Genomic DNA, 22,183 nt, shown 5'->3' with positions numbered 1-22,183 from the left:
TATTGTTATCAGGCTGTCGAAATCAGCATTCTGTGACCTTCAATGTCCAGACGGCGGAAATTCATCCCATAGGCCTGCGCCAGGTTCGGCGGTGTCAGAACGTCCTCCCTGCGTCCACTGGCCAATAATTTTCCACCTTTTAGCAGCCATGCCCGATGCGCGTGACGCAATGTGTGATTGAGATCGTGACTGCTCATCACAATCGCTAGCCCTTGCTGGCACAGCGCGCTCAGAATTTTGTCTAACGCACTTTGTTGCGCAACGTCAAGGCTGTTCATCGGCTCATCAAGAAGCAGTAATTGGCCTGCGGGATTGGCTTGTGGTGTGATTTGCAGCACTACCGCAGCAAGACGTACACGTTGCCATTCACCGCCGGAAAGTTGATTAGTGCTGCGTCCGAGTTTGTCATCAAGAGCCAGCGCCCCGGCGACATCGTTTAACAGGTCGCTACGCGTTTTATCATGCTGATGCAGGGTCAGGTAATGCCAGACCGGCATAGCAAATGGCGGTGTTTGTTGCTGTGAAAGATAGGCGCGATGCAGCGCGAGTTTTGTTGCGGACCATACTTCCAGTGGTTGCCCCGCGAACTGAATGCTTCCCTTACCGCCGGTCATTCCGGCCATTCGCGCCAGCAAGGTACTCTTACCCGCGCCGTTCGGCCCCACCAGATGCAGGATCTCCCCTGCCCGAACCTCACCCGAAAGCGGCCCCAGGCGGGTTGATTCCGCTACATCCTGCAACTGCATCACAATAGACATTATTTTGCCAACGCCAGTTTAATGCTTTCCATCACAATGGGATCTTCCGGCGTCATATCCGGGGAAAAACGCTGGATGACTTTGCCATCTCTGCCTACCAGGAATTTCTCAAAATTCCACAAAATATCATCAGGGTACAGCGGTGCACGACCTTTGCTGACCATGCGCGCATAGAATCCGCTTTCTTCCGGCGCGACTGCGGTCGGCGCTGCGGCAATCAATTTTTGATACAGCGGATGGCGTCCTTCGCCATTAACTTCAATCTTACTGAACATCGGGAACGTCACCCCCCAGGTGGTGGTGCAGTAAGTTTTAATCTCTTCATCGCTGCCCGGTTCTTGCTCCAGAAACTGGTTGCACGGGAATCCCAGCACCACAAAACCTCGATCGGCCCAGGCTTTCTGAATATTCTCCAGCTGCTCATATTGCGGCGTTAAGCCACACTTTGAGGCGACATTGACAATCAACAGTACATTACCGGCATATTTCTCCAGCGTGGTCACTTCACCGTCGATATCCTTCACTACAGTGGTCAGAATGGAATCTTGCATCGTGTCTCCTGGATGTGGTCAGTAAAAATCTTAGCTTTTAATCATAGACCGTCTTTTTGCGGCTAACGTCCTGCTTTTAACAATAGCCAGATAAACACCGGTGCGCCCAACGTAGCGGTGACTACACCAATTGGCAGCTCGGCGGAAATCAGTGCCAGACGAGCGACAATATCGGCGAGTAGCAATGCCGTAGCGCCTGCCAGAGCACAGCCAGGAAGTAAAACACGGTGATCGGTTAACCCACACAGCCGCAGAATATGCGGGATCACCAGACCAATAAATCCAATAGCACCAGCAAGCGCCACACTGACGCCGACCATCCAGCCGGTCGCTGCTACCAGCACATTGCGCCAGAACCAAAGAGGCAACCCCAGCTGTCGCGCCGAGACCTCGCCAAGAGCTAACATATTCATCGGTCTGGACTGACAGCAAATCCACAACAACACCGGGATCAACGCCACCATCAACCAGCTTTGCCGCCAGTCAACACCGCCAAAGCCGCCCATCATCCAGTACATTAACTGGCGCAAATCAACCGATGTGGAAAAGTAAATGGCCCACGTCATTAATGCGCTACAGATAATCCCTAATGCAACTCCCGCCAGCAATAATCGGCTGGTCGAAAGATGACGGCGGGCAAAACGCAGGAGAATTAAAGTGATAATGAGTGCACCAGCAATGGCACAAAGCCCCAGCGCCCACTCAGGTAATTGCCCTTGCCCCAGCAATACAGCGGCGATAAGCCCTACACCTGCACCATTAGAGACGCCGAGTAACCCTGGTTCTGCAAGCGGGTTTTCAAATAGCGCCTGCATTACTGCGCCGGATAACGCCAGCGCAGCACCAACCAGCAATACAGCCAGCGTGCGTGGAAGACGTATTTGCCAGACAAAAAGCTCGCCTCGTGGAGTAAACCAGTCAGTTGGCGAGATCCATTGTTCACCAGCACAGAGGCTTAAAAGAAGCGCCAGCAGCATTAATATTGACAGGCTAAATAACCAGCGTACATTTTGTCGCTGTTGTTGGCGGGCAAGTGTCAGCATGGTATCCGTTCTGCTGAAGAGTCATTTCGTTGATTTTACGGTGACTCGCCAGTAGTGAAAAGAAAAAAGGCCGCAGAGCGGCCTTTTTAGTTAGATCAGATTACTCGTCTTTGGGCGAAGCGTTTTCGACACGGCTCTTTAACTTCTGTCCGGGTCTGAAGGTCACCACGCGCCGTGCTGTAATGGGAATATCTTCGCCCGTTTTCGGGTTACGTCCCGGGCGTTGATTCTTATCACGCAGATCGAAGTTACCAAAACCAGAGAGTTTCACCTGTTCGCCGTTCTCCAGAGCGCGACGGATCTCTTCGAAAAACAGTTCAACCAGTTCTTTGGCATCCCGCTTGCTAAGCCCAAGCTTATCAAACAGATATTCTGACATTTCAGCTTTTGTAAGCGCCATAGGTTCAATCCCTCAATGATGCCTGGAATCGCTCTTTTAATGCCTCTACACATTTGGCGACGGTAGCGGCAATCTCCTCTTCTTCAAGTGTACGGCTGGTATCTTGTAGGATCAGGCTAATGGCGAGGCTCTTATACCCCTCCGCAACACCCTTACCACGGTACACGTCAAATAAGTTTACGCCAACTACCTGATTTACGCCAACTTTCTTACATTCGGATAAAATATCCGCAGCAGGAACGTTTTCTGCGACCACAACGGCGATGTCACGACGGTTCGCCGGGAAGCGAGAAATCTCGCGCGCCTGAGGCACCACGCGGTCTGCGAGCTTGTTCCACTCCAGTTCGAACACCAGAGTGCGACCGTTAAGATCCAGTTTACGTTCCAGTTCAGGATGAACAACCCCAACAAAACCAATACGTTCACCTTTCAGATAAATCGCTGCGGATTGTCCCGGATGCAGTGCCGGATTCGCTTCTGCACGGAACTCAACGTCAGCCAGTTTACCGGTCAGGTCGAGTACGGATTCAAGATCGCCTTTCAAATCATAGAAATCAACGGTCTCTTTTGCCAGGTTCCAGTGCTCTTCGTAACGGTTACCGCAAATAACACCAGCTAACATCAGATCCTGACGAATGCCCAACGGTGCCTGAGTATCTGGTACGAAACGCAGACCGCTTTCAAAAATGCGCACGCGGTTTTGCTGACGGTTCTGGTTGTACACCACGGTTGCCAGCAGGCCAGTCCACAGAGAAAGACGCATTGCCGACATTTCAACGGAAATCGGGCTAGGCAGCAACAAGGCTTCAACGCCTGGATGGATCAGCTGCTGAACTTTCGGATCAACGAAGCTATAGGTGATCACTTCCTGATAGCCTTTGTCGTTGAGCAGCGTTTTCACGCGCTTGAGTGACAAGTCAGCTTCACGGTGAGTGCCCATAATCAGGCTTGCCTGTACCGGTTCATCCGGGATGTTGTTGTAGCCGTAAACACGCGCCACTTCTTCGACCAGATCTTCTTCAATCTCCATGTCGAAACGCCAGCTCGGCGCAACTGCCTGCCACTCGTCCTTACCTTCGGTCACTTCACAGCCGAGACGGCGCAGAATGTCGGTCACCTGCTCATCTGCAATATGATGGCCAATCAGACGATCCAGTTTGCTGCGACGTAAAGTGATGGTCGCACGCTTCGGCAGCGTTGCTTCGTTAGTGATATCGATTACCGGACCAGCTTCACCGCCACAGATGTCAATCAGCAGACGGGTCGCACGTTCCATCGCCTTGTGCTGCAGTGCCGGATCAACACCACGCTCGTAACGATGAGACGCATCGGTATGCAGACCATGACGACGAGCACGACCGGTGATAGACAGCGGGCTGAAGAAAGCACATTCCAGCAGGACGTTTTGCGTTTCTTCATTTACGCCAGAGTGTTCGCCACCGAAGATGCCGCCCATCGCCAGCGCCTTGTTGTGATCGGCAATGACCAGGGTGTCAGCATTCAGCTTCGCTTCAGTGCCATCAAGCAGCACCAGCGTTTCGCCCTCTTTTGCCATCCGCACCACAATGCCGCCTTCAATACGATCTTTATCGAAAGCGTGCATCGGTTGACCCAGTTCGAGCAGCACATAGTTGGTCACGTCAACTACCGCATCAATGGAACGAATACCGCAGCGACGCAGTTTTTCTTTCATCCACAGCGGGGTTGGCGCTTTAACATTAATACCTTTTACAACGCGGCCAAGATAACGCGGGCAGGCTTCCGGCGCTTCTACTGCAATCGGCAGCGTGTCGTCGATGGTCGCACCAACCGGAACGATTTCCGGTTCAATCAGCGGTAGTTGATTCAGCACAGCCACGTCACGCGCAACACCAATGATGCCTAAGCAGTCGGCACGGTTTGGCGTAACGCTGATTTCGATGGTGTTATCATCAAGTTTCAGGTATTCGCGGATGTCGGTGCCAATTGGCGCATCCGCTGGCAGTTCGATAATGCCGTTGTGATCGTCAGAAATCCCCAGCTCAGAGAAGGAACACAGCATCCCTTCAGACGGTTCACCACGCAGTTTCGCCGCTTTAATTTTGAAATCGCCCGGCAGTACAGCACCAATGGTCGCTACCGCCACACGCAGGCCCTGGCGGCAGTTTGGCGCACCGCAGACGATATCAAGCAGACGATCGCCGCCGACATTAACTTTGGTCACACGCAGTTTGTCCGCATTCGGATGCTGGGCACACTCAACCACTTCACCAACAACCACGCCGTGGAAGCTACCGGCAACCGGTTCTACACCGTCAACTTCCAGACCCGCCATGGTGATTTGATTCGCCAGCGCGTCGCTATCAATCGCCGGGTTCACCCATTCGCGTAACCACAGTTCACTGAATTTCATAATCTATTCCTGCCTTATTTAAACTGTTTGAGGAAACGCAGATCGTTTTCGAAGAATGAACGCAGGTCGGTGACGCCATAACGCAACATGGTCAGACGCTCCATCCCCATCCCGAAGGCGAAACCAGAGTAAACTTCCGGGTCGATACCAACGTTACGCAGCACGTTCGGATGCACCATCCCACAACCCAGCACTTCCAGCCATTTGCCGTTTTTACCCATGACGTCAACTTCTGCAGACGGTTCGGTGAACGGGAAATAAGAAGGACGGAAACGAATCTGCAAATCTTCTTCAAAGAAGTTACGCAGGAAATCGTGCAGCGTGCCTTTCAGGTTGGTGAAGCTGATATTGGTATCAACAATCAGGCCTTCCATCTGATGGAACATCGGCGTGTGGGTCTGGTCGTAGTCGTTACGATAAACACGTCCAGGCGCGATGATACGAATCGGCGGCTGCTGAGCTTTCATGGTACGGATCTGTACGCCAGACGTCTGGGTACGCAGCAGGCGGGTTGCATCAAACCAGAAAGTGTCGTGGTCAGCGCGCGCCGGGTGGTGACCAGGAATGTTCAGAGCATCGAAGTTATGATAATCATCTTCGATTTCCGGCCCGGTTGCCACGGTAAAGCCAAGCTCACCGAAGAAACTTTCGATACGGTCGATGGTCCGAGTCACCGGATGCAGACCGCCGTTTTCAATACGGCGACCAGGCAGGGAGACATCAATAGTTTCCGCCGCCAGGCGCGCATTCAGCGCCGCGCTTTCCAGTTCGGCTTTACGCGCATTCAACGCCTGCTGCACCTGCTCTTTCGCTTCGTTGATAACCGCACCGGCTGCCGGGCGTTCTTCTGGCGGCAGTTCACGCAGGGTCGTCATCTGAAGGGTTAAGTGCCCTTTTTTACCCAAATATTCGACGCGCACATTGTCTAACGCGGCAACATCTGACGCCTGGCTAATGGCCGCCTTCGCACTGGCAACCAGTTCTGCGAGATGTGACATGGTTTTCCTCATTGTGTCAGTGGTGACACTGGTTCGTTGGACTTAGAGCCTATCCCATCAGGCTATTTTACTTGCCATTTTGTCCTGGGCAGTGCTCGAAAGCCTCACGTACTGAAAAGTACGCTCCGGTTTCTCCGCACTGTCCGTGTCCAGAATGGCGGCGATAATTACGCCTGATGAGACAAGCTTTTTATTCTTCAAAACGCGCATACAAAAAAAGCCTCCACTGGGAGGCTTTCAGGCGCTGTTTTCCGTTTCTCTTCTCACGCGCTAGCCTCCTGGTGTCAGGTGCTAAAGTAAAAAAAGAAGCGGAAAATAGCAGCATTCATTGCTTGCGTTACCTTTTGGTACTCTTCAAAAGACCTTTATTGAAAAGGCATTGACGATAAAAGTCAATGTTCTGATGGTGTTGAAACGAAAAGAGGGAGACTAGCTCCCTCTTCCAACTGGCTTATGCCAGAGCTGCTTTCGCTTTTTCAACCAGAGCGGTGAACGCTACTTTGTCGAATACAGCGATATCAGCCAGGATCTTACGGTCGATTTCAACAGAGGCTTTTTTCAGGCCATTGATGAATTTGCTGTAAGAAATACCGTTCTGACGTGCTGCTGCGTTGATACGCGCAATCCACAGTTGACGGAACTGACGCTTACGTTGACGACGGTCACGGTAAGCATACTGACCAGCTTTGATAACAGCCTGGAAGGCAACGCGGTATACGCGAGAACGCGCACCGTAGTAACCTTTAGCTTGTTTCAAAATTTTCTTGTGACGTGCGCGTGCAATAACACCACGTTTTACGCGAGCCATATGTGCTCTCCTGTATCTATATTCTAATTAAAAAGTTAAAAACGTTAACGGCTTATGCGTACGGCAGGCACGCGATTACCAGACCCAGATCGCCTTTGGAAACCATGGCTTTCGGACGCAGGTGACGTTTACGTTTGGTCGCTTTTTTGGTCAGAATGTGACGCAGGTTAGCGTGCTTGTGCTTAAAACCACCTTTACCGGTTTTTTTGAAGCGCTTAGCAGCACCGCGTACGGTCTTAATTTTTGGCATTTTAATAACTTCCACTTCGCATTGTTGATAAACAGAAACAAAGGCGAATCACCCTGTGAGCCGAAGCTCACAGGAATAATTACTTGATGGCCTTACTGTTTCTTCTTAGGAGCGAGCACCATGATCATCTGGCGGCCTTCGATCTTCGTTGGGAAGGATTCGACCACTGCCAGTTCTTGCAAATCGTCTTTCACGCGATTAAGCACTTCCATACCGATTTGCTGGTGCGCCATCTCACGACCACGGAAACGCAGTGTGATTTTGGCTTTGTCACCCTCTTCCAGAAAGCGAATCAGGCTGCGGAGTTTTACCTGATAGTCGCCTTCATCTGTACCAGGACGGAATTTGATTTCCTTAACCTGGATAACTTTTTGCTTTTTCTTCTGTTCCTTAGAAGACTTGCTCTTTTCATAGAGGAATTTGCCGTAATCCATGATACGACAAACCGGCGGCTCGGCGTTAGGGCTGATCTCGACTAAGTCTACTCCGGCTTCTTCTGCTTTCTCCAGAGCTTCTCTCAGACTCACAATACCAAGCTGCTCGCCTTCCAGACCTGTTAAGCGAACTTCCTGGGCGCGAATTTCGCCATTGATACGGTTAGGGCGCGCCGTTTGAACTCGTTTTCCGCCTTTAATACCTTATTCCTCCAATTGTTTAAGACTGCGGCTGCGAATCTCTTGTTGCAGCTTCTCGATCACTTCATTTACGTCCATGCTTCCCAGGTCTTTACCACGGCGGGTGCGAACGGCAACTTTGCCAGATTCCACCTCTTTATCACCACAGACCAGCATATATGGGACGCGACGCAAAGTGTGCTCGCGGATTTTAAAGCCAATCTTCTCATTTCTCAAGTCTGCTTTAACACGAATGCCCGCATTTGATAGTTTTTGCGTCAATTCGTTAACGTATTCAGACTGAGAATCGGTAATGTTCATGATAACAACCTGCACTGGCGCAAGCCAGGTCGGGAAGAAACCAGCGAACTCTTCGGTCAGGATACCAATGAAACGTTCCATTGACCCCAGAATTGCGCGGTGAATCATTACCGGAACCTTACGCTCGTTGTCTTCGCCTACATAGGAGGCGCTCAGACGAGACGGCAAGGAGAAGTCCAGCTGTACTGTACCGCACTGCCATGCACGATCGAGGCAGTCATACAGGGTAAATTCAATTTTCGGACCGTAGAAAGCGCCTTCACCCAGTTGATATTCAAACGGGATGTTGTTTTCTTCCAGCGCAACCGCCAGATCCGCCTCAGCACGATCCCACATTTCGTCGCTACCAATACGTTTTTCAGGACGAGTGGAAAGTTTGACCACGATTTTTTCGAAGCCAAAAGTGCTGTACATATCATAGACTAAACGGATACATCCGTTAACTTCATCGCGAATTTGTTCTTCAGTACAGAAGATATGCGCGTCATCCTGGGTAAAACCACGTACACGCATCAGGCCATGCAGAGAACCTGACGGCTCGTTACGATGGCAGCTACCGAACTCGGCCATACGCAGCGGCAGATCGCGATACGACTTCAGCCCCTGGTTGAAAATTTGTACGTGCCCCGGGCAGTTCATCGGCTTAATGCAGTATTCACGGTTCTCTGAAGACGTGGTGAACATCGCATCTTTGTAGTTGTCCCAGTGACCGGTTTTTTCCCACAGGACGCGGTCCATCATGAACGGACCTTTTACTTCCTGATACTGGTACTCTTTCAGTTTAGAACGAACGAACACTTCCAGTTCGCGGAAGATTGTCCAGCCGTCGTTGTGCCAGAATACCATACCCGGTGCTTCTTCCTGCATATGATACAGGTCAAGCTGCTTACCGATTTTACGGTGATCGCGTTTAGCGGCTTCTTCCAGGCGCTGCAGGTAAGCGTTGAGGGCTTTTTTATCTGCCCACGCAGTACCGTAAATACGCTGCAACATTTTGTTGTTGCTGTCGCCGCGCCAGTAAGCGCCTGCCGTTTTCATCAGTTTGAAATGATGGCAGAAACGCATATTCGGTACGTGCGGACCACGGCACATATCGACATATTCTTCATGGAAATAGAGGCCTGGCTGGTCATCATGGGCAATATTTTCGTCCAGGATGGAGACTTTATAGCTCTCGCCGCGTTTAACAAACGTTTCACGCGCTTCGTGCCAGCTGACTTTCTTCTTAATGACGTCGTAGTTTTTCTCAGCAAGCTCATGCATCCGCTTCTCGAGTGCTTCGACATCTTCCTGGGTTAACGTGCGGTCAAGATCAACGTCGTAATAGAAACCGTTGTCAATAACCGGGCCGATTGCCATTTTGGTATGCGGCCAAAGTTGTTTAATCGCGTGCCCTAACAGGTGCGCGCAGGAGTGACGAATGATCTCCAGACCTTCTTCGTCTTTTGCGGTAATGATCGACAGTTGTGCGTCGTTTTCAATCAGATCGCAAGCATCAACCAGCTCACCATTTACGCGCCCTGCGATACAGGCTTTCGCCAGACCTGGACCAATGTCCAGCGCAACATCCATGGGACTGACAGCGTGGTCGTAATGGCGTTGGCTGCCATCAGGAAGAGTAATAACAGGCATGTTATATCCTTATTTGCAGTGGTGACCCATACGCAAGATCACATACAAAGATTCATATGAAATTTACCAAAAAGGTTTGGGCTGATTCCCGCTTCACTCTGCGAAATATGTCACAACATGCTGATTAGCGATGCCAGACCTACACCCACTTTCTGATAATACCGTCTGGCAGTTTACACGGTATTTGTTATCGGGCAAAGCGGCAATCATCATGATCGAAATGATATAAATCAATACAGGCAACGCCTGCCCATTTTGTTACACTCGGATATTGACCACTCGAAATACGCAGGAAAACACATGCCGACAAAACGTTTTGACAAAAAACACTGGAAGATGGTGGTGGTGCTACTGGCTATTTGTGGCGCTATGCTGTTACTGCGTTGGGCGGCAATGATTTGGGGTTGAATGGTAGAACGCTATTAGCTAACGAAAAAGCCAGACCGCTCGTCGCGGCCCGGCAGTAATTACATTTTATATCCCAGCGATAACGTTGTTCGGCGATCGGTATGTTCTGGAGCCGATTCAGGCGGTTCAGAGTTCCATGTAACGTTGTACGCCACCTTCAGACCGAAATGTTCATTAATAGCCACATTTAACGCGCTTTCCGAGTTCAGTGTCGTATCTTCTGCGCCAAAGACGGAAACGCCCTGGGTAATTTTCGCGTTGTCGGTCAACTGCCACGCGTAAGCCCCTGAAGCATAACCCAGCGGCTGGGTTTTACTGGAATTGTCGGTATATTTGTCGTAACGCACGCCAGGACCGAATTCAAAGCGGAAGCTGTGTACCGGGCCATTCAAAAACTGGCGACCATAACCCGCAGTCAACACATCGCGTTCGCGATAACCGTTATAGCGGTCTGTCAGCCAGCTTGCCTGACCAAATAAATAGTCATAGTCAGTTAAATTAAAACGGCTACGCCCGCCCGCCGCATATTTTTCCGAAGAACGCTCATCGTTAGAAGAAGTATTACTGGCATTCCCCCACAGCGACCAGGCAGTAGAATGCCCATACCAGGTCATAGTGGTATCAGCCGTTAGTGAAGAACTTTTCGTGTTACCTGATTGTGCAAGGTAGCCTGCATTCAGATTACCTTCAAAAGGTTTTTTGGCGCTGGCAGGATCGTCCATGACAGTAAAAACGGAATCATCGGCAGCTGCATTCAGAGACGCAAACATACCCCCCGCCAACATAACGATGGCAGGAACTGTCTTCAAAAGCTTCATTTATTAAAAGTCCGTACAACAAAAAAAGAGACCATCGCGGTCCCGGAAACTTTCTTAAGGATCAAAGAGTAGCGTCCCTGGAAAGGTGACAAATTATAAAAAGGAGTGAAAAACTTAGCAACGACTTCTTATTTCATTTTTTGAATAAGCACATTACGAAAACAAATATTTATTTATATATCTTCATCTTATTAATTTCATATAAATATCCAATAAATCATATTGTTAATTTCTTCACTTTCCACTGATTCAGTGCCAGACTGAAATCAGCCTATAGGAGGAAATGATGGTACGTATCTATACGTTGACACTTGCGCCCTCTCTCGATAGCGCAACAATTACCCCGCAAATTTATCCCGAAGGAAAACTGCGTTGTACCGCACCGGTGTTCGAGCCCGGTGGCGGCGGTATTAACGTCGCCCGCGCCATTGCCCACCTTGGTGGGAGCGCCACGGCAATCTTCCCGGCTGGCGGAGCGACTGGCGAACATCTGGTTTCACTGCTGGCTGATGAAAATGTCCCGGTTGCGACTGTCGAAGCAAAAGACTGGACCCGCCAGAATCTGCACGTACATGTGGAGTCTACAGGTGAACAGTACCGATTTGTCATGCCTGGCGCGACATTAAGTGACGATGAATATCGTCAACTTGAAGAGCAAGTTCTGGAAATTGAATCTGGAGCCATTCTGGTCATAAGCGGAAGCCTGCCCCCAGGTGTGAAGCTGGAAAAATTAACTCAGCTTATTTCAGCTGCGCAAAGACAAGGGATTCGCTGCATCGTCGACAGTTCTGGCGAGGCTTTAAGTGCAGCCCTGGCCATTGGCAACATTGAACTGGTTAAACCTAACCAGAAAGAGCTAAGCGCACTGGTTAACCGCGAACTCACCCAGCCTGATGATGTACGCAAAGCCGCGCAGGAAATCGTTAATAGCGGCAAAGCCAAACGGGTTGTCGTTTCCCTTGGCCCGCAGGGCGCGCTGGGGGTGGACAGCGAAAACTGCATTCAGGTTGTGCCACCACCGGTGAAAAGCCAGAGTACCGTCGGTGCAGGTGACAGCATGGTCGGCGCGATGACGCTGAAGCTGGCAGAAAATGCCTCTCTTGCAGAGATGGTTCGTTTTGGGGTCGCTGCGGGCAGCGCCGCCACGCTCAATCAAGGAACTCGTCTGTGCTCCCATGACGATACGCAAAAAATTTACGCTTACCTTTCCCACTTATAGAGATATTCCCCCAATCATTGGGGGAATCACCATAAACCTGTCGACAACGCGTTTCTCCGACTATGCTAAAAAATCACGTGATAACAAAGAGGTGAATTATGGCTGGTGGCGATCTTGTCCGTTATGTCATTACTGTCATGTTGCATGAAGACACATTAACTGAAATTAATGAGTTAAATAACTTTCTGACACGCGACGGTTTTTTACTGACCATGACGGATGATGACGGAAATATCCATGAGCTGGGAACGAACACCTTTGGGCTTATCAGTACTCAAAGTGAAGATGAAATAAGAGAGCTGGTTGCCGCACTCACCCAAAGCGCCACAGGCAAAGACCCAGAGATCATGATCACCACCTGGGAGGACTGGCATAGCAACAGAAAATAAATGGTTTTTGGGCAATAATCAGTCTGTGGTGTGCGTTAGCTCGTGTTTTTGCACCGCATTCCTGCGCTAACCTTATGATCTGGCAGACAACATGGGAGAGACATCATGTGGCAGGCAATCAGTCGTCTTTTGAGCGAGCAGTTAGGTGAAGGCGAAATCGAACTGCGTAATGAACTGCCTGGCGGAGAAGTCCATGCCGCATGGCATTTACGCTACGCAGGACGTGACTTTTTCGTCAAATGTGATGAAAGGGAACTGCTTTCCGGTTTTACCGCCGAAGCCGACCAGCTGGAATTACTGTCGCGCAGTAAAACGGTCAGCGTGCCTAAAGTCTGGGCTGTTGGCGCTGACCGCGACTACAGTTTTTTGGTGATGGACTATCTCCCGCCCCGCCCGTTGGATGCACATAACGCATTTATTTTAGGACAGCAAATTGCGCACCTGCATCAATGGAGTGACCAGCCGCAATTTGGCCTCGATTTCGATAACGCACTTTCCACTACTCCACAACCCAATACCTGGCAACGTCGCTGGTCAACGTTCTTTGCTGAACAACGTATTGGCTGGCAACTGGAACTGGCAGCAGAAAAAGGGATCGCCTTCGGCAATATCGACTCCATCGTCGAGCATATTAAGCAACGCCTGAGCTCTCATCAGCCACAGCCATCACTGTTACACGGCGATTTATGGTCTGGAAACTGCGCTCTGGGCCCGGAGGGGCCGTATATATTCGACCCTGCTTGTTACTGGGGCGACAGAGAGTGCGATCTGGCGATGTTGCCACTGCATACCGAACAGCCGCCACAAATCTATGACGGCTATCAGTCCGTTTCACCGCTACCGGCAGATTTCCTCGAACGTCAACCAATTTACCAACTCTACACGTTGCTTAACCGTGCAAGGTTGTTTGGCGGGCAGCATTTGGTTATTGCCCAGCAGTCACTGGATAGATTGTTAGCTGCGTGATGTGGATTGATGATAATGGCCGCTCCATGCGGCCTTTTACTTAAATAAATCCAAGCAAAGAAAAGAACACATACCCCGCAGCAATACAAATTACCGGCAGGATATAGAGTGAGAAAATCTGTAAGAAAATAGTATGGTGTGGCACAACAATGCGTGACTCAATCTGTTCACGCGTTAACCCCTCTTCCCCTTTAGCCTTCTCCAGAATGAGTTGATCCTCAACACCTTCGCGCAAAAAGCGCGCCTGGCGGCTCATACGGGCACCAGAGTCTTGCAGCGCAAGCCCCACAAATATCAGGATGAAAATCACCCAAAACATAACGTTCACGCCACCATTAAAATTGGGCGTCGGTGAGTTGTACCAGAACAGATTCAGAAAAGGCGTATTCGCCTGCATCATATCGATCATGACATGCGCAAAGTCGAGCATTACAGCATTGATACCTTCCTGGGATTCTTGCCGGACATTCATAAACTTCAGCAAGGAAATTAACGTGGAAACAAGTGTCGGTATAAAAATCACCCAACCCAAAATCCTTTTCAAAACAGCAATGCGTCCAGCTTGTTGATACGTCATGAGTTCTCCTTGATTAAGACGCGTCGTTTCAATTAGTTTACCTGTAGATATCTGTTTTCGCCCATTCTTTAAAGGCGATATGATAGGCGCTTAATCATAAGCACTGCTTAATACCTTACACATAATGCTCTAAAGGAGAGGTTGTAATGTCAACCCCGCGTCAGATTCTTGCTGCAATTTTCGATATGGATGGATTACTTATCGACTCAGAACCTTTATGGGATCGAGCCGAACTGGATGTGATGGCAAGCCTGGGGGTAGATATCTCCCGTCGTAACGAGCTACCGGACACCTTAGGTTTACGCATCGATATGGTGGTTGATCTGTGGTATGCCCGGCAACCGTGGAATGGGCCGAGTCGCCAGGAGGTAGTTGAACGGGTTATTGCCCGTGCCATTTCACTGGTTGAAGAGACGCGACCATTACTGCCTGGTGTGCGTGAGGCCGTTGCGCTATGCAAAGAACAAGGATTATTGGTAGGTCTGGCCTCCGCATCACCTTTGCATATGCTGGAAAAAGTGCTGACCATGTTTGACTTACGTGACAGTTTCGATGCCCTCGCCTCCGCCGAAAAGCTGCCTTACAGCAAGCCGCATCCACAAGTGTATCTCGACTGTGCAGCAAAACTGGGCGTTGATCCTCTCGCCTGCGTGGCGCTGGAAGACTCTGTAAACGGCATGATCGCCTCTAAAGCGGCACGTATGCGTTCTATCGTCGTCCCCGCGCCCGAAGCGCAAAATGATCCCCGTTTTGTGTTGGCGAACGTAAAACTTTCCTCTCTCACCGAATTGACCGCGACCGACCTCCTCGGCTAATAAAATCGGGCAGTGCCATAACTGCCCCTGGCTTTTTATCTGAATTTTTATTCAACTGGCGGATTTATCATCATTTTGTGATAAAGAGTTACACCGTCACCACTTCCGCGCACTGTATAAAAATCCTATACTGTACGTATCGACAGTTTAGTGAGTTTTATCATGACGGCGGAAGGTCACCTTCTCTTTTCTATTGCTTGTGCGGTATTTGCCAAAAATGCCGAGCTGACGCCCGTGCTGGCACAGGGTGACTGGTGGCATATTGTCCCTTCCGCGATCTTAACGTGTCTGTTACCGGACATCGACCACCCAAAATCGTTTCTTGGGCAGCGATTAAGGTGGATATCAAAACCCATTGCCCGCGCATTTGGACACCGTGGATTTACCCACAGTTTGCTGGCTGTATTTGCCCTGCTGGCAACCTTTTATCTCAAGGTGCCGGAAAGCTGGTTTATTCCGGCTGATGCACTGCAAGGTATGGTGCTGGGTTATTTGAGTCATATTCTTGCCGATATGCTGACACCGGCTGGTGTTCCCCTGCTCTGGCCGTGTCGCTGGCGCTTTCGCCTGCCAATTCTGGTGCCACAAAAGGGCAATCAGCTGGAACGTTTTCTCTGCATGGCATTATTTGTCTGGTCGGTGTGGATGCCCCATTCCCTGCCTGAAAACAGCGCGGTTCGTTGGTCATCGCAAATGATCAATACCTTGCAGATCCAGTTTCATCGCCTTATTAAGCACCAGGTTGAATACTAAAAAGGCAAAAATCACCTTTCTGGAATAAGCAATTCCATTTGAATATAAGAGCCAGCTCACAGTTCTGTTAATCTTGCGCCAACACTATGACTGTTACACAGTGATAGAAATAATAAGATCAGGAGAACGGGGATGAACTTTCCATTAATTGCGAACATCGTAGTGTTCGTTGTTCTGCTGTTTGTGCTGGCTCAGGCCCGCCACAAACAGTGGAGTCTGGCAAAAAAAGTGCTGGTGGGTCTGGTGATGGGCGTGGTCTTTGGCCTTGCTCTGCATACCATTTATGGTTCTGACAGCCAGGTACTTAAAGATTCTGTACAGTGGTTTAACATTGTCGGTAACGGCTATGTTCAGCTACTGCAAATGATCGTTATGCCGTTAGTATTCGCCTCTATTCTGAGCGCGGTTGCTCGCCTGCATAACGCATCTCAGTTAGGAAAAATCAGTTTTCTGACCATCGGTACGCTGCTGTTTACCACGCTGATTGCGGCGCTGGTCGGTGTGCTGGTGACTAACCTGTTTGGTCTGACTGCTGAAGGTCTGGTTCAGGGTGGCGCTGAGACTGCTCGCCTGAACGCTATTGAAAGCAACTATGTCGGTAAAGTCGCAGATTTAAGTGTTCCGCAACTCATTCTGTCTTTTATCCCGAAAAATCCGTTTGCCGATCTGACCGGTGCGAATCCGACATCAATTATCAGCGTGGTAATTTTTGCGGCATTCCTGGGTGTAGCTGCGCTGAAACTGCTGAAAGATGATGCGCCGAAAGGTGAACGCGTCTTAACAGCTATCGACACACTGCAAAGCTGGGTGATGAAACTGGTTCGCCTGGTCATGCAACTCACCCCTTACGGCGTGCTTGCGCTGATGACCAAAGTGGTTGCCGGTTCCAACCTGCAAGACATCATTAAGCTGGGTAGCTTCGTTGTCGCGTCCTACCTGGGTCTTATCATTATGTTTGCGGTGCATGGCATTCTGCTGGGTATTAATGGCGTCAGCCCGCTGAAATACTTCCGCAAAGTGTGGCCGGTGCTGACATTTGCTTTCACCAGCCGTTCCAGTGCTGCGTCTATTCCACTGAACGTTGAAGCACAAACGCGTCGTCTGGGTGTTCCTGAATCTATCGCCAGTTTTGCCGCCTCTTTCGGGGCGACCATTGGTCAAAACGGCTGTGCCGGGTTGTATCCGGCAATGCTGGCCGTAATGGTAGCGCCAACGGTGGGTATTAACCCGCTGGATCCGATGTGGATTGCAACTTTGGTCGGTATTGTTACCGTCAGTTCTGCCGGTGTTGCAGGTGTTGGTGGTGGTGCGACATTCGCCGCGTTGATTGTTCTGCCAGCAATGGGCTTGCCGGTAACGCTGGTGGCTTTGTTAATCTCCGTTGAACCGCTTATCGATATGGGTCGAACTGCATTGAACGTGAGCGGCTCAATGACCGCAGGTACGCTGACCAGCCAGTGGCTTAAGCAAACCGATAAGTCCATTCTGGACAGCGAAGACGACGCCGAACTGGCACACCGTTAATCCTGGTTTATAACGCAAAACGCCTGTCCTTCGACAGGCGTTTATTTATTCTTCGATCTCATTTTCCTGGCGCACCTGATTAGCCCAACGCTGAGCCGACTCCGGCACATTAAACGCAGGTGAGCGCAAGAATGATTCCCCAACCAGCACAAACGCAACATATTTGCCACGCAGCATCCAGACATCGCGAAACGAATCCATCTTAATCGCATGTTCTGGCGGCGCAGGTTCCGTGCGAGGAACATAGCTAATAATCGGGCGGTTTTGCTGACGTAGCGGTTTCTTCATTACTGGCTTCACTAAACGCATATTAAAAATCAGAAAAATTGTAGTTTAGCTGATTTACCCCCCGTCCGTCCTGCTTTGCGTATATTCCCGAATACCTTCTCTGGCACCGCTTCCAGAGCGAGATCACCCTGATGGTCTATAGTTAGAGGGTTTTTTGACCAAAACAGCGGCCCTTTCAGTAATGAATTAAGGAGACGAGTTCAATGTCGCAACATAACGAAAAGAACCCACATCAGCACCAGTCACCACTACACGACTCCAGCGAAGCGAAACCGGGAATGGACTCACTGGCACCTGAAGACGGATCTCATCGTCCAGCGGCTGAACCGACCCCGCCAGGCGCACAACCTACCGCCCCTGGGAGTCTGAAAGCTCCTGATACGCGTAACGAAAAACTAAACTCTCTGGAAGACGTACGCAAAGGCAGTGAAAATTATGCGCTGACCACTAATCAGGGCGTGCGCATCGCCGACGATCAAAACTCCCTGCGAGCCGGTAGCCGTGGTCCAACGCTGCTGGAAGATTTTATTCTGCGCGAGAAAATCACCCACTTCGACCATGAACGTATCCCGGAACGTATCGTTCACGCGCGTGGGTCAGCCGCTCACGGTTATTTCCAGCCATATAAAAACTTAAGCGATATAACCAAAGCCGACTTCCTGTCAGATCCGAACAAAATTACCCCGGTGTTCGTGCGTTTCTCTACCGTTCAGGGTGGCGCAGGTTCGGCAGATACGGTGCGTGATATCCGTGGTTTCGCCACCAAGTTCTATACCGAAGAAGGCATTTTTGATCTTGTGGGTAACAACACGCCTGTCTTCTTTATTCAGGATGCACACAAATTTCCGGACTTTGTTCATGCGGTAAAACCAGAACCGCACTGGGCAATTCCGCAAGGGCAAAGCGCCCACGACACCTTCTGGGATTATGTTTCCCTGCAACCAGAAACGCTCCACAACGTGATGTGGGCGATGTCAGATCGCGGAATACCACGCAGTTACCGCACCATGGAAGGCTTCGGCATTCACACCTTCCGCCTGATTAACGCCGAAGGTAAAGCAACCTTTGTGCGTTTCCACTGGAAACCACTGGCAGGTAAAGCCTCGCTGGTTTGGGATGAAGCGCAGAAACTTACCGGACGTGATCCAGACTTCCACCGCCGCGAACTGTGGGAAGCCATTGAAGCAGGCGACTTCCCGGAGTATGAACTGGGCTTCCAGTTGATCCCCGAAGAAGATGAATTCAAATTCGACTTCGACCTGCTTGACCCAACGAAACTCATCCCGGAAGAGTTAGTCCCCGTTCAGCGCGTCGGCAAAATGGTGCTTAACCGTAACCCGGATAACTTCTTTGCCGAAAACGAACAGGCAGCTTTCCATCCTGGTCATATTGTCCCCGGTCTGGATTTCACCAACGATCCGCTGTTGCAGGGGCGTTTGTTCTCCTATACCGATACACAAATCAGCCGTCTTGGCGGGCCGAATTTTCATGAAATTCCGATTAATCGCCCTACCTGCCCGTACCACAATTTCCAGCGTGACGGTATGCATCGGATGGGAATCGACACTAACCCGGCGAATTACGAACCGAACTCGATCAACGATAACTGGCCGCGCGAAACGCCGCCGGGGCCAAAACGCGGTGGATTTGAATCATACCAGGAGCGCGTGGAAGGCAATAAAGTGCGGGAGCGCAGCCCATCATTTGGCGAATACTATTCGCATCCGCGCCTGTTCTGGTTAAGTCAGACGCCGTTCGAGCAACGCCATATTGTCGATGGTTTCAGCTTTGAGTTAAGCAAAGTTGTACGACCTTATATTCGTGAACGCGTCGTTGACCAGTTGGCGCATATTGATCTGACTCTGGCGCAGGCGGTAGCAAAAAATCTCGGTATCGAACTGACTGACGATCAGCTGAATATTACGCCGCCACCTGACGTAAACGGGCTGATAAAAGATCCTGCGTTGAGTCTGTATGCCATTCCTGATGGTGATGTGAAAGGTCGTGTGGTAGCGATTTTGCTTAATGATGAAGTGAGATCGGCAGACCTTCTGTCAATCCTCAAGGCGCTGAAAGCTAAAGGCGTTCATGCCAAACTGCTTTATTCGCGGATGGGTGAAGTGACTGCCGATGACGGTACGGTGCTGCCAATAGCCGCTACCTTTGCCGGGGCACCATCGCTGACGGTCGATGCGGTGATTGTCCCTTGCGGCAATATCGCCGATATTGCCGACAACGGCGATGCAAACTATTACCTGATGGAAGCCTACAAACACCTTAAACCGATTGCGCTGGCAGGAGACGCACGCAAGTTTAAGGCGACAATCAAGGTTGATGACCAGGGTGAAGAAGGGATCGTGGAAGCCGACAGCGCCGACGGTAGTTTTATGGATGAACTATTAACGCTAATGGCAGCGCACCGCGTATGGTCACGTATTCCTAAGATTGATAAAATTCCGGCGTAAATATGAATAAAGTCACTCCCCCAGGGGAGTGACTTTACAAACTTCCTTACACATCAAGATAACTACCCAACCGATAACCTCGCTCGGCAATGGCATACTTCAACGATGCTGATGTCAACACTTCCAGCTCCGTTAACCGTGGAAAGCAATAAGCACTCTGGCGAATTGTATTATCGACAAACGCCGGATGGCACATTACTTCCAACGAACGTTCACCGCGATGGCTGGAATCATCCAGCACTTGCAGAAACAGTGACTCGCTAATCTCTTCACCATAGAACGCGCTACTGAAGCCCTGCGAACTGCGCAATTTAGCGGGTAAATCACCATCGCTAAATAACGGCTGACGGTCGATGCGCAACGCAATCCCCTCTTCAGCCGCAAACTTTGCCACAATCGGGAAAATCTGCGGGAACATATGCACATGATGATGGCTATCAAGATGTGTAGGTTTGCGCCCAAATAGCTCAATGAAACGCAGATACTGACAGGCAAGTTCCTGAGCAATTTCCTTTAGCGGTAAAGCATCTTCTTCCGCCAGTTGCCAGATCCACTTCCCCAGCACGCCTTCGCGGGTTAAACCCGGCATTGCAGTCAGCGGCTTGCCCATGGTGAGAACAAAATGCATCCCAACTGCCAGGCTCGGTTCATCACGACTCAACTGCACCGCATGGTCGATAGCTTCACCATTCACCAGCGCCGTCGTTGACGTGACAATACCGTTTCGACAGGCCTCGATAATGCCGTAGTTCTGACCTTTGCTTAAGCCAAAATCATCGGCATTAACAATCAGTAAGCGTTCCATAATCAGCCCCGGTTAATGTGCTTTTTTGAGTTCTGCTATGCAGTCGGCAAAATTTGGCAGCCATTTCTCATGCGCCAGAATCATCTCACGCGCCAGCAACTCAGCATCGCGATCGGAATGCACCAACGGGCTAAGGTTTAGCGCCAGTAACACATCGTTAAATTCCCCGCTAAGTGCTGCGTTGCTGGCCGCAATCTCGAAGCCTTTGATGGTGTGAATCAGCCCCATCACTTTGTCATCGAAATGCGTAATGCGCGGATGTGGAGTCGCGCCATCGCGCCCCAGCGTGCAGGTCATTTCTACCGCCCAGTCTGCCGGAATATTATCAATATGCCCATGATGCGGGATATTAACGTAATGTTCCGTTTGCTTGTCGTTGTAGATAGCGTTAATGACTTCGCACGCTGCATCAGAGTAATAAGCTCCACCGCGCTGCTCCAGCTCTTTCGGTTTCACTTTCAGATCCGGGTTTTTATACAGATCAAAGAGTTGCTTCTCGACTTTCTGTACCACCTGCGCACGCGCGCCGCCTTTGTAATACTCACCCATTTCAATCGCCAGCATCTCTTTTTGCTTGAAGTAATAAAGCAAATAGGAACACGGCAACAGGTTCAGTGCCCGAATTAAGCCTTCGCTAAACGGCAGATCGAAAATGTTTTTTACGCCAGACGCTTTTAACTGCCCTGACGCCACGCCGTCGAGCAATTCGGCAAAACGTGATTTGCCATTTACCAACACATCCTTAATAAACACCATGTGGTTCAGGCCGAACAGATCGATAGATAAATCATCGTTCTCATTCAAGGCTAAAACATCGCCGATAAACATTTTCATGCCAATCGGAATATTACATACGCCGATAAAGCGTTTAAATCCGCTATGACGATAAACCGCTTCAGTGACCATTCCCGCCGGGTTAGTGAAGTTGATCACCCACGCATTCGGACAAAGTTCTTCGACATCTTTTACGATGTCAAAAATCACAGGAATGGTGCGCAGACCTTTAAACAGGCCACCCGCACCATTAGTTTCCTGGCCAAGATAACCATGACTTAACGGAATACGTTCATCCAGTTCGCGTGCTGGTAATTGACCTACGCGCAGTTGGGTAGTGACAAAATCAGCCCCTTTCAGCGCCTCACGACGATCAAGCGTTTTATAAAGTTTAATCGGTACACCAGCGTTATCGATCATTCGCTGGCAGAGATCAAAGATAATATCCAGTTTTGCCTTACCACCTTCGACATCCACCAGCCATAATTCAGTCACTGGCAATTCGTGATAACGCTTAATAAACCCTTCCAGCAGTTCCGGGGTATAACTACTCCCGCCACCAATAGTGACGACTTTTAATTTCTGGCTCATAATTTCTCCCTTCATCAGGAAATA

General features: G+C 50.1%; 24 protein-coding genes and 1 other annotated feature. Of the genes, 8 read left to right on the top strand and 16 right to left on the bottom strand.

All coding sequences use genetic code 11. The features are described 5' to 3' along the window. Positions 1-8: 8 nt before the first annotated feature. The 11 genes from btuD to thrS form a co-directional block, all read right to left on the bottom strand. A complete protein-coding gene (gene btuD / locus RGV86_RS01070) occupies positions 9-758 on the bottom strand; it encodes a vitamin B12 ABC transporter ATP-binding protein BtuD (protein ID WP_000029447.1) in 750 nt (249 codons plus the stop codon). Next, complete coding sequence (btuE, locus tag RGV86_RS01065; protein ID WP_001154183.1) at positions 758-1,309, bottom strand: bifunctional thioredoxin/glutathione peroxidase; 552 nt, start codon at positions 1,307-1,309, stop codon at positions 758-760. The genes btuD and btuE overlap by 1 nt, the downstream gene beginning before the upstream one ends. 62 nt (positions 1,310-1,371) lie before the next feature. Further along, a complete protein-coding gene (gene btuC, locus RGV86_RS01060; protein ID WP_000956541.1) occupies positions 1,372-2,352 on the bottom strand; it encodes a vitamin B12 ABC transporter permease BtuC in 981 nt (326 codons plus the stop codon). A gap of 100 nt (positions 2,353-2,452) precedes the next feature. Beyond that, the gene (ihfA, locus tag RGV86_RS01055; protein WP_001229265.1) at positions 2,453-2,752 is read right to left on the bottom strand and encodes an integration host factor subunit alpha; all 300 of its coding nucleotides are present in this window, start codon (positions 2,750-2,752) and stop codon (positions 2,453-2,455) included. Positions 2,753-2,756: 4 nt separating this feature from the next. Beyond that, positions 2,757-5,144 (bottom strand): phenylalanine--tRNA ligase subunit beta, encoded by a 2,388-nt coding sequence (gene pheT / locus RGV86_RS01050; RefSeq protein ID WP_000672315.1) that lies wholly within the window; start codon positions 5,142-5,144, stop codon positions 2,757-2,759. A gap of 14 nt (positions 5,145-5,158) precedes the next feature. Then, on the bottom strand, positions 5,159-6,142 hold the full coding sequence (gene pheS, locus RGV86_RS01045; RefSeq protein WP_000018588.1) for a phenylalanine--tRNA ligase subunit alpha: 984 nt from the start codon (positions 6,140-6,142) through the stop codon (positions 5,159-5,161). A 210-nt stretch (positions 6,143-6,352) separates the two neighbouring features. Continuing rightward, positions 6,353-6,477 (bottom strand) — a sequence feature (Phe leader region). Next, positions 6,427-6,471, bottom strand: a complete 45-nt coding sequence (pheM, locus tag RGV86_RS01040) for a pheST operon leader peptide PheM (protein WP_001386830.1) — start codon at positions 6,469-6,471, stop codon at positions 6,427-6,429. Its footprint overlaps the feature before it by 45 nt. A gap of 116 nt (positions 6,478-6,593) precedes the next feature. Then, positions 6,594-6,950 carry a 50S ribosomal protein L20 gene (gene rplT, locus RGV86_RS01035; protein WP_000124850.1) on the bottom strand — a complete coding sequence of 119 codons (357 nt, stop codon included), beginning with the start codon at positions 6,948-6,950 and terminating at the stop codon, positions 6,594-6,596. 52 nt (positions 6,951-7,002) lie between these two features. After that, a complete protein-coding gene (gene rpmI, locus RGV86_RS01030; protein ID WP_001124225.1) occupies positions 7,003-7,200 on the bottom strand; it encodes a 50S ribosomal protein L35 in 198 nt (65 codons plus the stop codon). A 92-nt stretch (positions 7,201-7,292) separates the two neighbouring features. Continuing rightward, a complete protein-coding gene (infC, locus tag RGV86_RS01025; RefSeq protein WP_001700733.1) occupies positions 7,293-7,835 on the bottom strand; it encodes a translation initiation factor IF-3 in 543 nt (180 codons plus the stop codon). A gap of 3 nt (positions 7,836-7,838) precedes the next feature. Then, the gene (thrS, locus tag RGV86_RS01020; protein ID WP_001144207.1) at positions 7,839-9,767 is read right to left on the bottom strand and encodes a threonine--tRNA ligase; all 1,929 of its coding nucleotides are present in this window, start codon (positions 9,765-9,767) and stop codon (positions 7,839-7,841) included. Between the two features lie 300 nt (positions 9,768-10,067). Here thrS and yniD point away from each other — a divergent pair, with 300 nt between their 5' ends. After that, positions 10,068-10,175, top strand: coding sequence for a small membrane protein YniD (yniD, locus tag RGV86_RS01015; protein ID WP_001142445.1), 108 nt, complete (start codon positions 10,068-10,070; stop codon positions 10,173-10,175). A gap of 59 nt (positions 10,176-10,234) precedes the next feature. Here the strand turns inward: yniD and RGV86_RS01010 are convergent, their stop codons facing one another. After that, positions 10,235-10,993 carry a DUF481 domain-containing protein gene (locus RGV86_RS01010; RefSeq protein WP_085460662.1) on the bottom strand — a complete coding sequence of 253 codons (759 nt, stop codon included), beginning with the start codon at positions 10,991-10,993 and terminating at the stop codon, positions 10,235-10,237. A gap of 286 nt (positions 10,994-11,279) precedes the next feature. Between RGV86_RS01010 and pfkB the strand changes: the two genes are divergently transcribed. The 3 genes from pfkB (at position 11,280) to RGV86_RS00995 (ending at position 13,567) form a co-directional block, all read left to right on the top strand. Further along, positions 11,280-12,212 (top strand): 6-phosphofructokinase II, encoded by a 933-nt coding sequence (pfkB, locus tag RGV86_RS01005; RefSeq protein WP_085460661.1) that lies wholly within the window; start codon positions 11,280-11,282, stop codon positions 12,210-12,212. 98 nt (positions 12,213-12,310) lie between these two features. Further along, positions 12,311-12,601 carry a type V toxin-antitoxin system endoribonuclease antitoxin GhoS gene (ghoS, locus tag RGV86_RS01000; protein WP_000896963.1) on the top strand — a complete coding sequence of 97 codons (291 nt, stop codon included), beginning with the start codon at positions 12,311-12,313 and terminating at the stop codon, positions 12,599-12,601. Positions 12,602-12,706: 105 nt separating this feature from the next. Continuing rightward, the gene (locus tag RGV86_RS00995; RefSeq protein ID WP_000267674.1) at positions 12,707-13,567 is read left to right on the top strand and encodes a fructosamine kinase family protein; all 861 of its coding nucleotides are present in this window, start codon (positions 12,707-12,709) and stop codon (positions 13,565-13,567) included. 40 nt (positions 13,568-13,607) lie between these two features. Here the strand turns inward: RGV86_RS00995 and RGV86_RS00990 are convergent, their stop codons facing one another. Beyond that, positions 13,608-14,144, bottom strand: coding sequence for a YniB family protein (locus tag RGV86_RS00990; RefSeq protein ID WP_000222184.1), 537 nt, complete (start codon positions 14,142-14,144; stop codon positions 13,608-13,610). Positions 14,145-14,290: 146 nt separating this feature from the next. Here RGV86_RS00990 and hxpB point away from each other — a divergent pair, with 146 nt between their 5' ends. The 3 genes from hxpB to tcyP all read left to right on the top strand — a co-directional run bounded on the left by hxpB (position 14,291) and on the right by tcyP (position 17,236). Then, positions 14,291-14,959 (top strand): hexitol phosphatase HxpB, encoded by a 669-nt coding sequence (gene hxpB, locus RGV86_RS00985; protein ID WP_000106829.1) that lies wholly within the window; start codon positions 14,291-14,293, stop codon positions 14,957-14,959. 162 nt (positions 14,960-15,121) lie between these two features. Beyond that, positions 15,122-15,712 carry a metal-dependent hydrolase gene (locus tag RGV86_RS00980; RefSeq protein WP_010345892.1) on the top strand — a complete coding sequence of 197 codons (591 nt, stop codon included), beginning with the start codon at positions 15,122-15,124 and terminating at the stop codon, positions 15,710-15,712. A 132-nt stretch (positions 15,713-15,844) separates the two neighbouring features. Further along, on the top strand, positions 15,845-17,236 hold the full coding sequence (tcyP, locus tag RGV86_RS00975) for a cystine/sulfocysteine:cation symporter (RefSeq protein WP_001010734.1): 1,392 nt from the start codon (positions 15,845-15,847) through the stop codon (positions 17,234-17,236). A gap of 45 nt (positions 17,237-17,281) precedes the next feature. Here tcyP and cedA read toward each other — a convergent pair whose 3' ends face one another. Further along, positions 17,282-17,545 (bottom strand): cell division activator CedA, encoded by a 264-nt coding sequence (gene cedA / locus RGV86_RS00970; protein WP_001241547.1) that lies wholly within the window; start codon positions 17,543-17,545, stop codon positions 17,282-17,284. 182 nt (positions 17,546-17,727) lie between these two features. On the opposite strand from cedA, the gene katE reads away from it, so the two are divergent. Next, positions 17,728-19,989 carry a catalase HPII gene (katE, locus tag RGV86_RS00965; RefSeq protein WP_085460660.1) on the top strand — a complete coding sequence of 754 codons (2,262 nt, stop codon included), beginning with the start codon at positions 17,728-17,730 and terminating at the stop codon, positions 19,987-19,989. A gap of 46 nt (positions 19,990-20,035) precedes the next feature. Here katE and chbG read toward each other — a convergent pair whose 3' ends face one another. Together chbG and celF are read right to left on the bottom strand one after the other, a co-directional pair. Further along, complete coding sequence (gene chbG / locus RGV86_RS00960; RefSeq protein WP_085460659.1) at positions 20,036-20,794, bottom strand: chitin disaccharide deacetylase; 759 nt, start codon at positions 20,792-20,794, stop codon at positions 20,036-20,038. A 12-nt stretch (positions 20,795-20,806) separates the two neighbouring features. Continuing rightward, on the bottom strand, positions 20,807-22,159 hold the full coding sequence (gene celF / locus RGV86_RS00955) for a 6-phospho-beta-glucosidase (protein ID WP_032225306.1): 1,353 nt from the start codon (positions 22,157-22,159) through the stop codon (positions 20,807-20,809). Positions 22,160-22,183: the final 24 nt, after the last annotated feature.

The organism is Escherichia ruysiae (assembly GCF_031323975.1).
Taxonomy (GTDB): Bacteria; Pseudomonadota; Gammaproteobacteria; order Enterobacterales; family Enterobacteriaceae; genus Escherichia; species Escherichia ruysiae.
The sequence above is the reverse complement of the archived record's forward strand: the minus strand, read 5'-3'. Positions and strand labels throughout refer to the sequence as shown.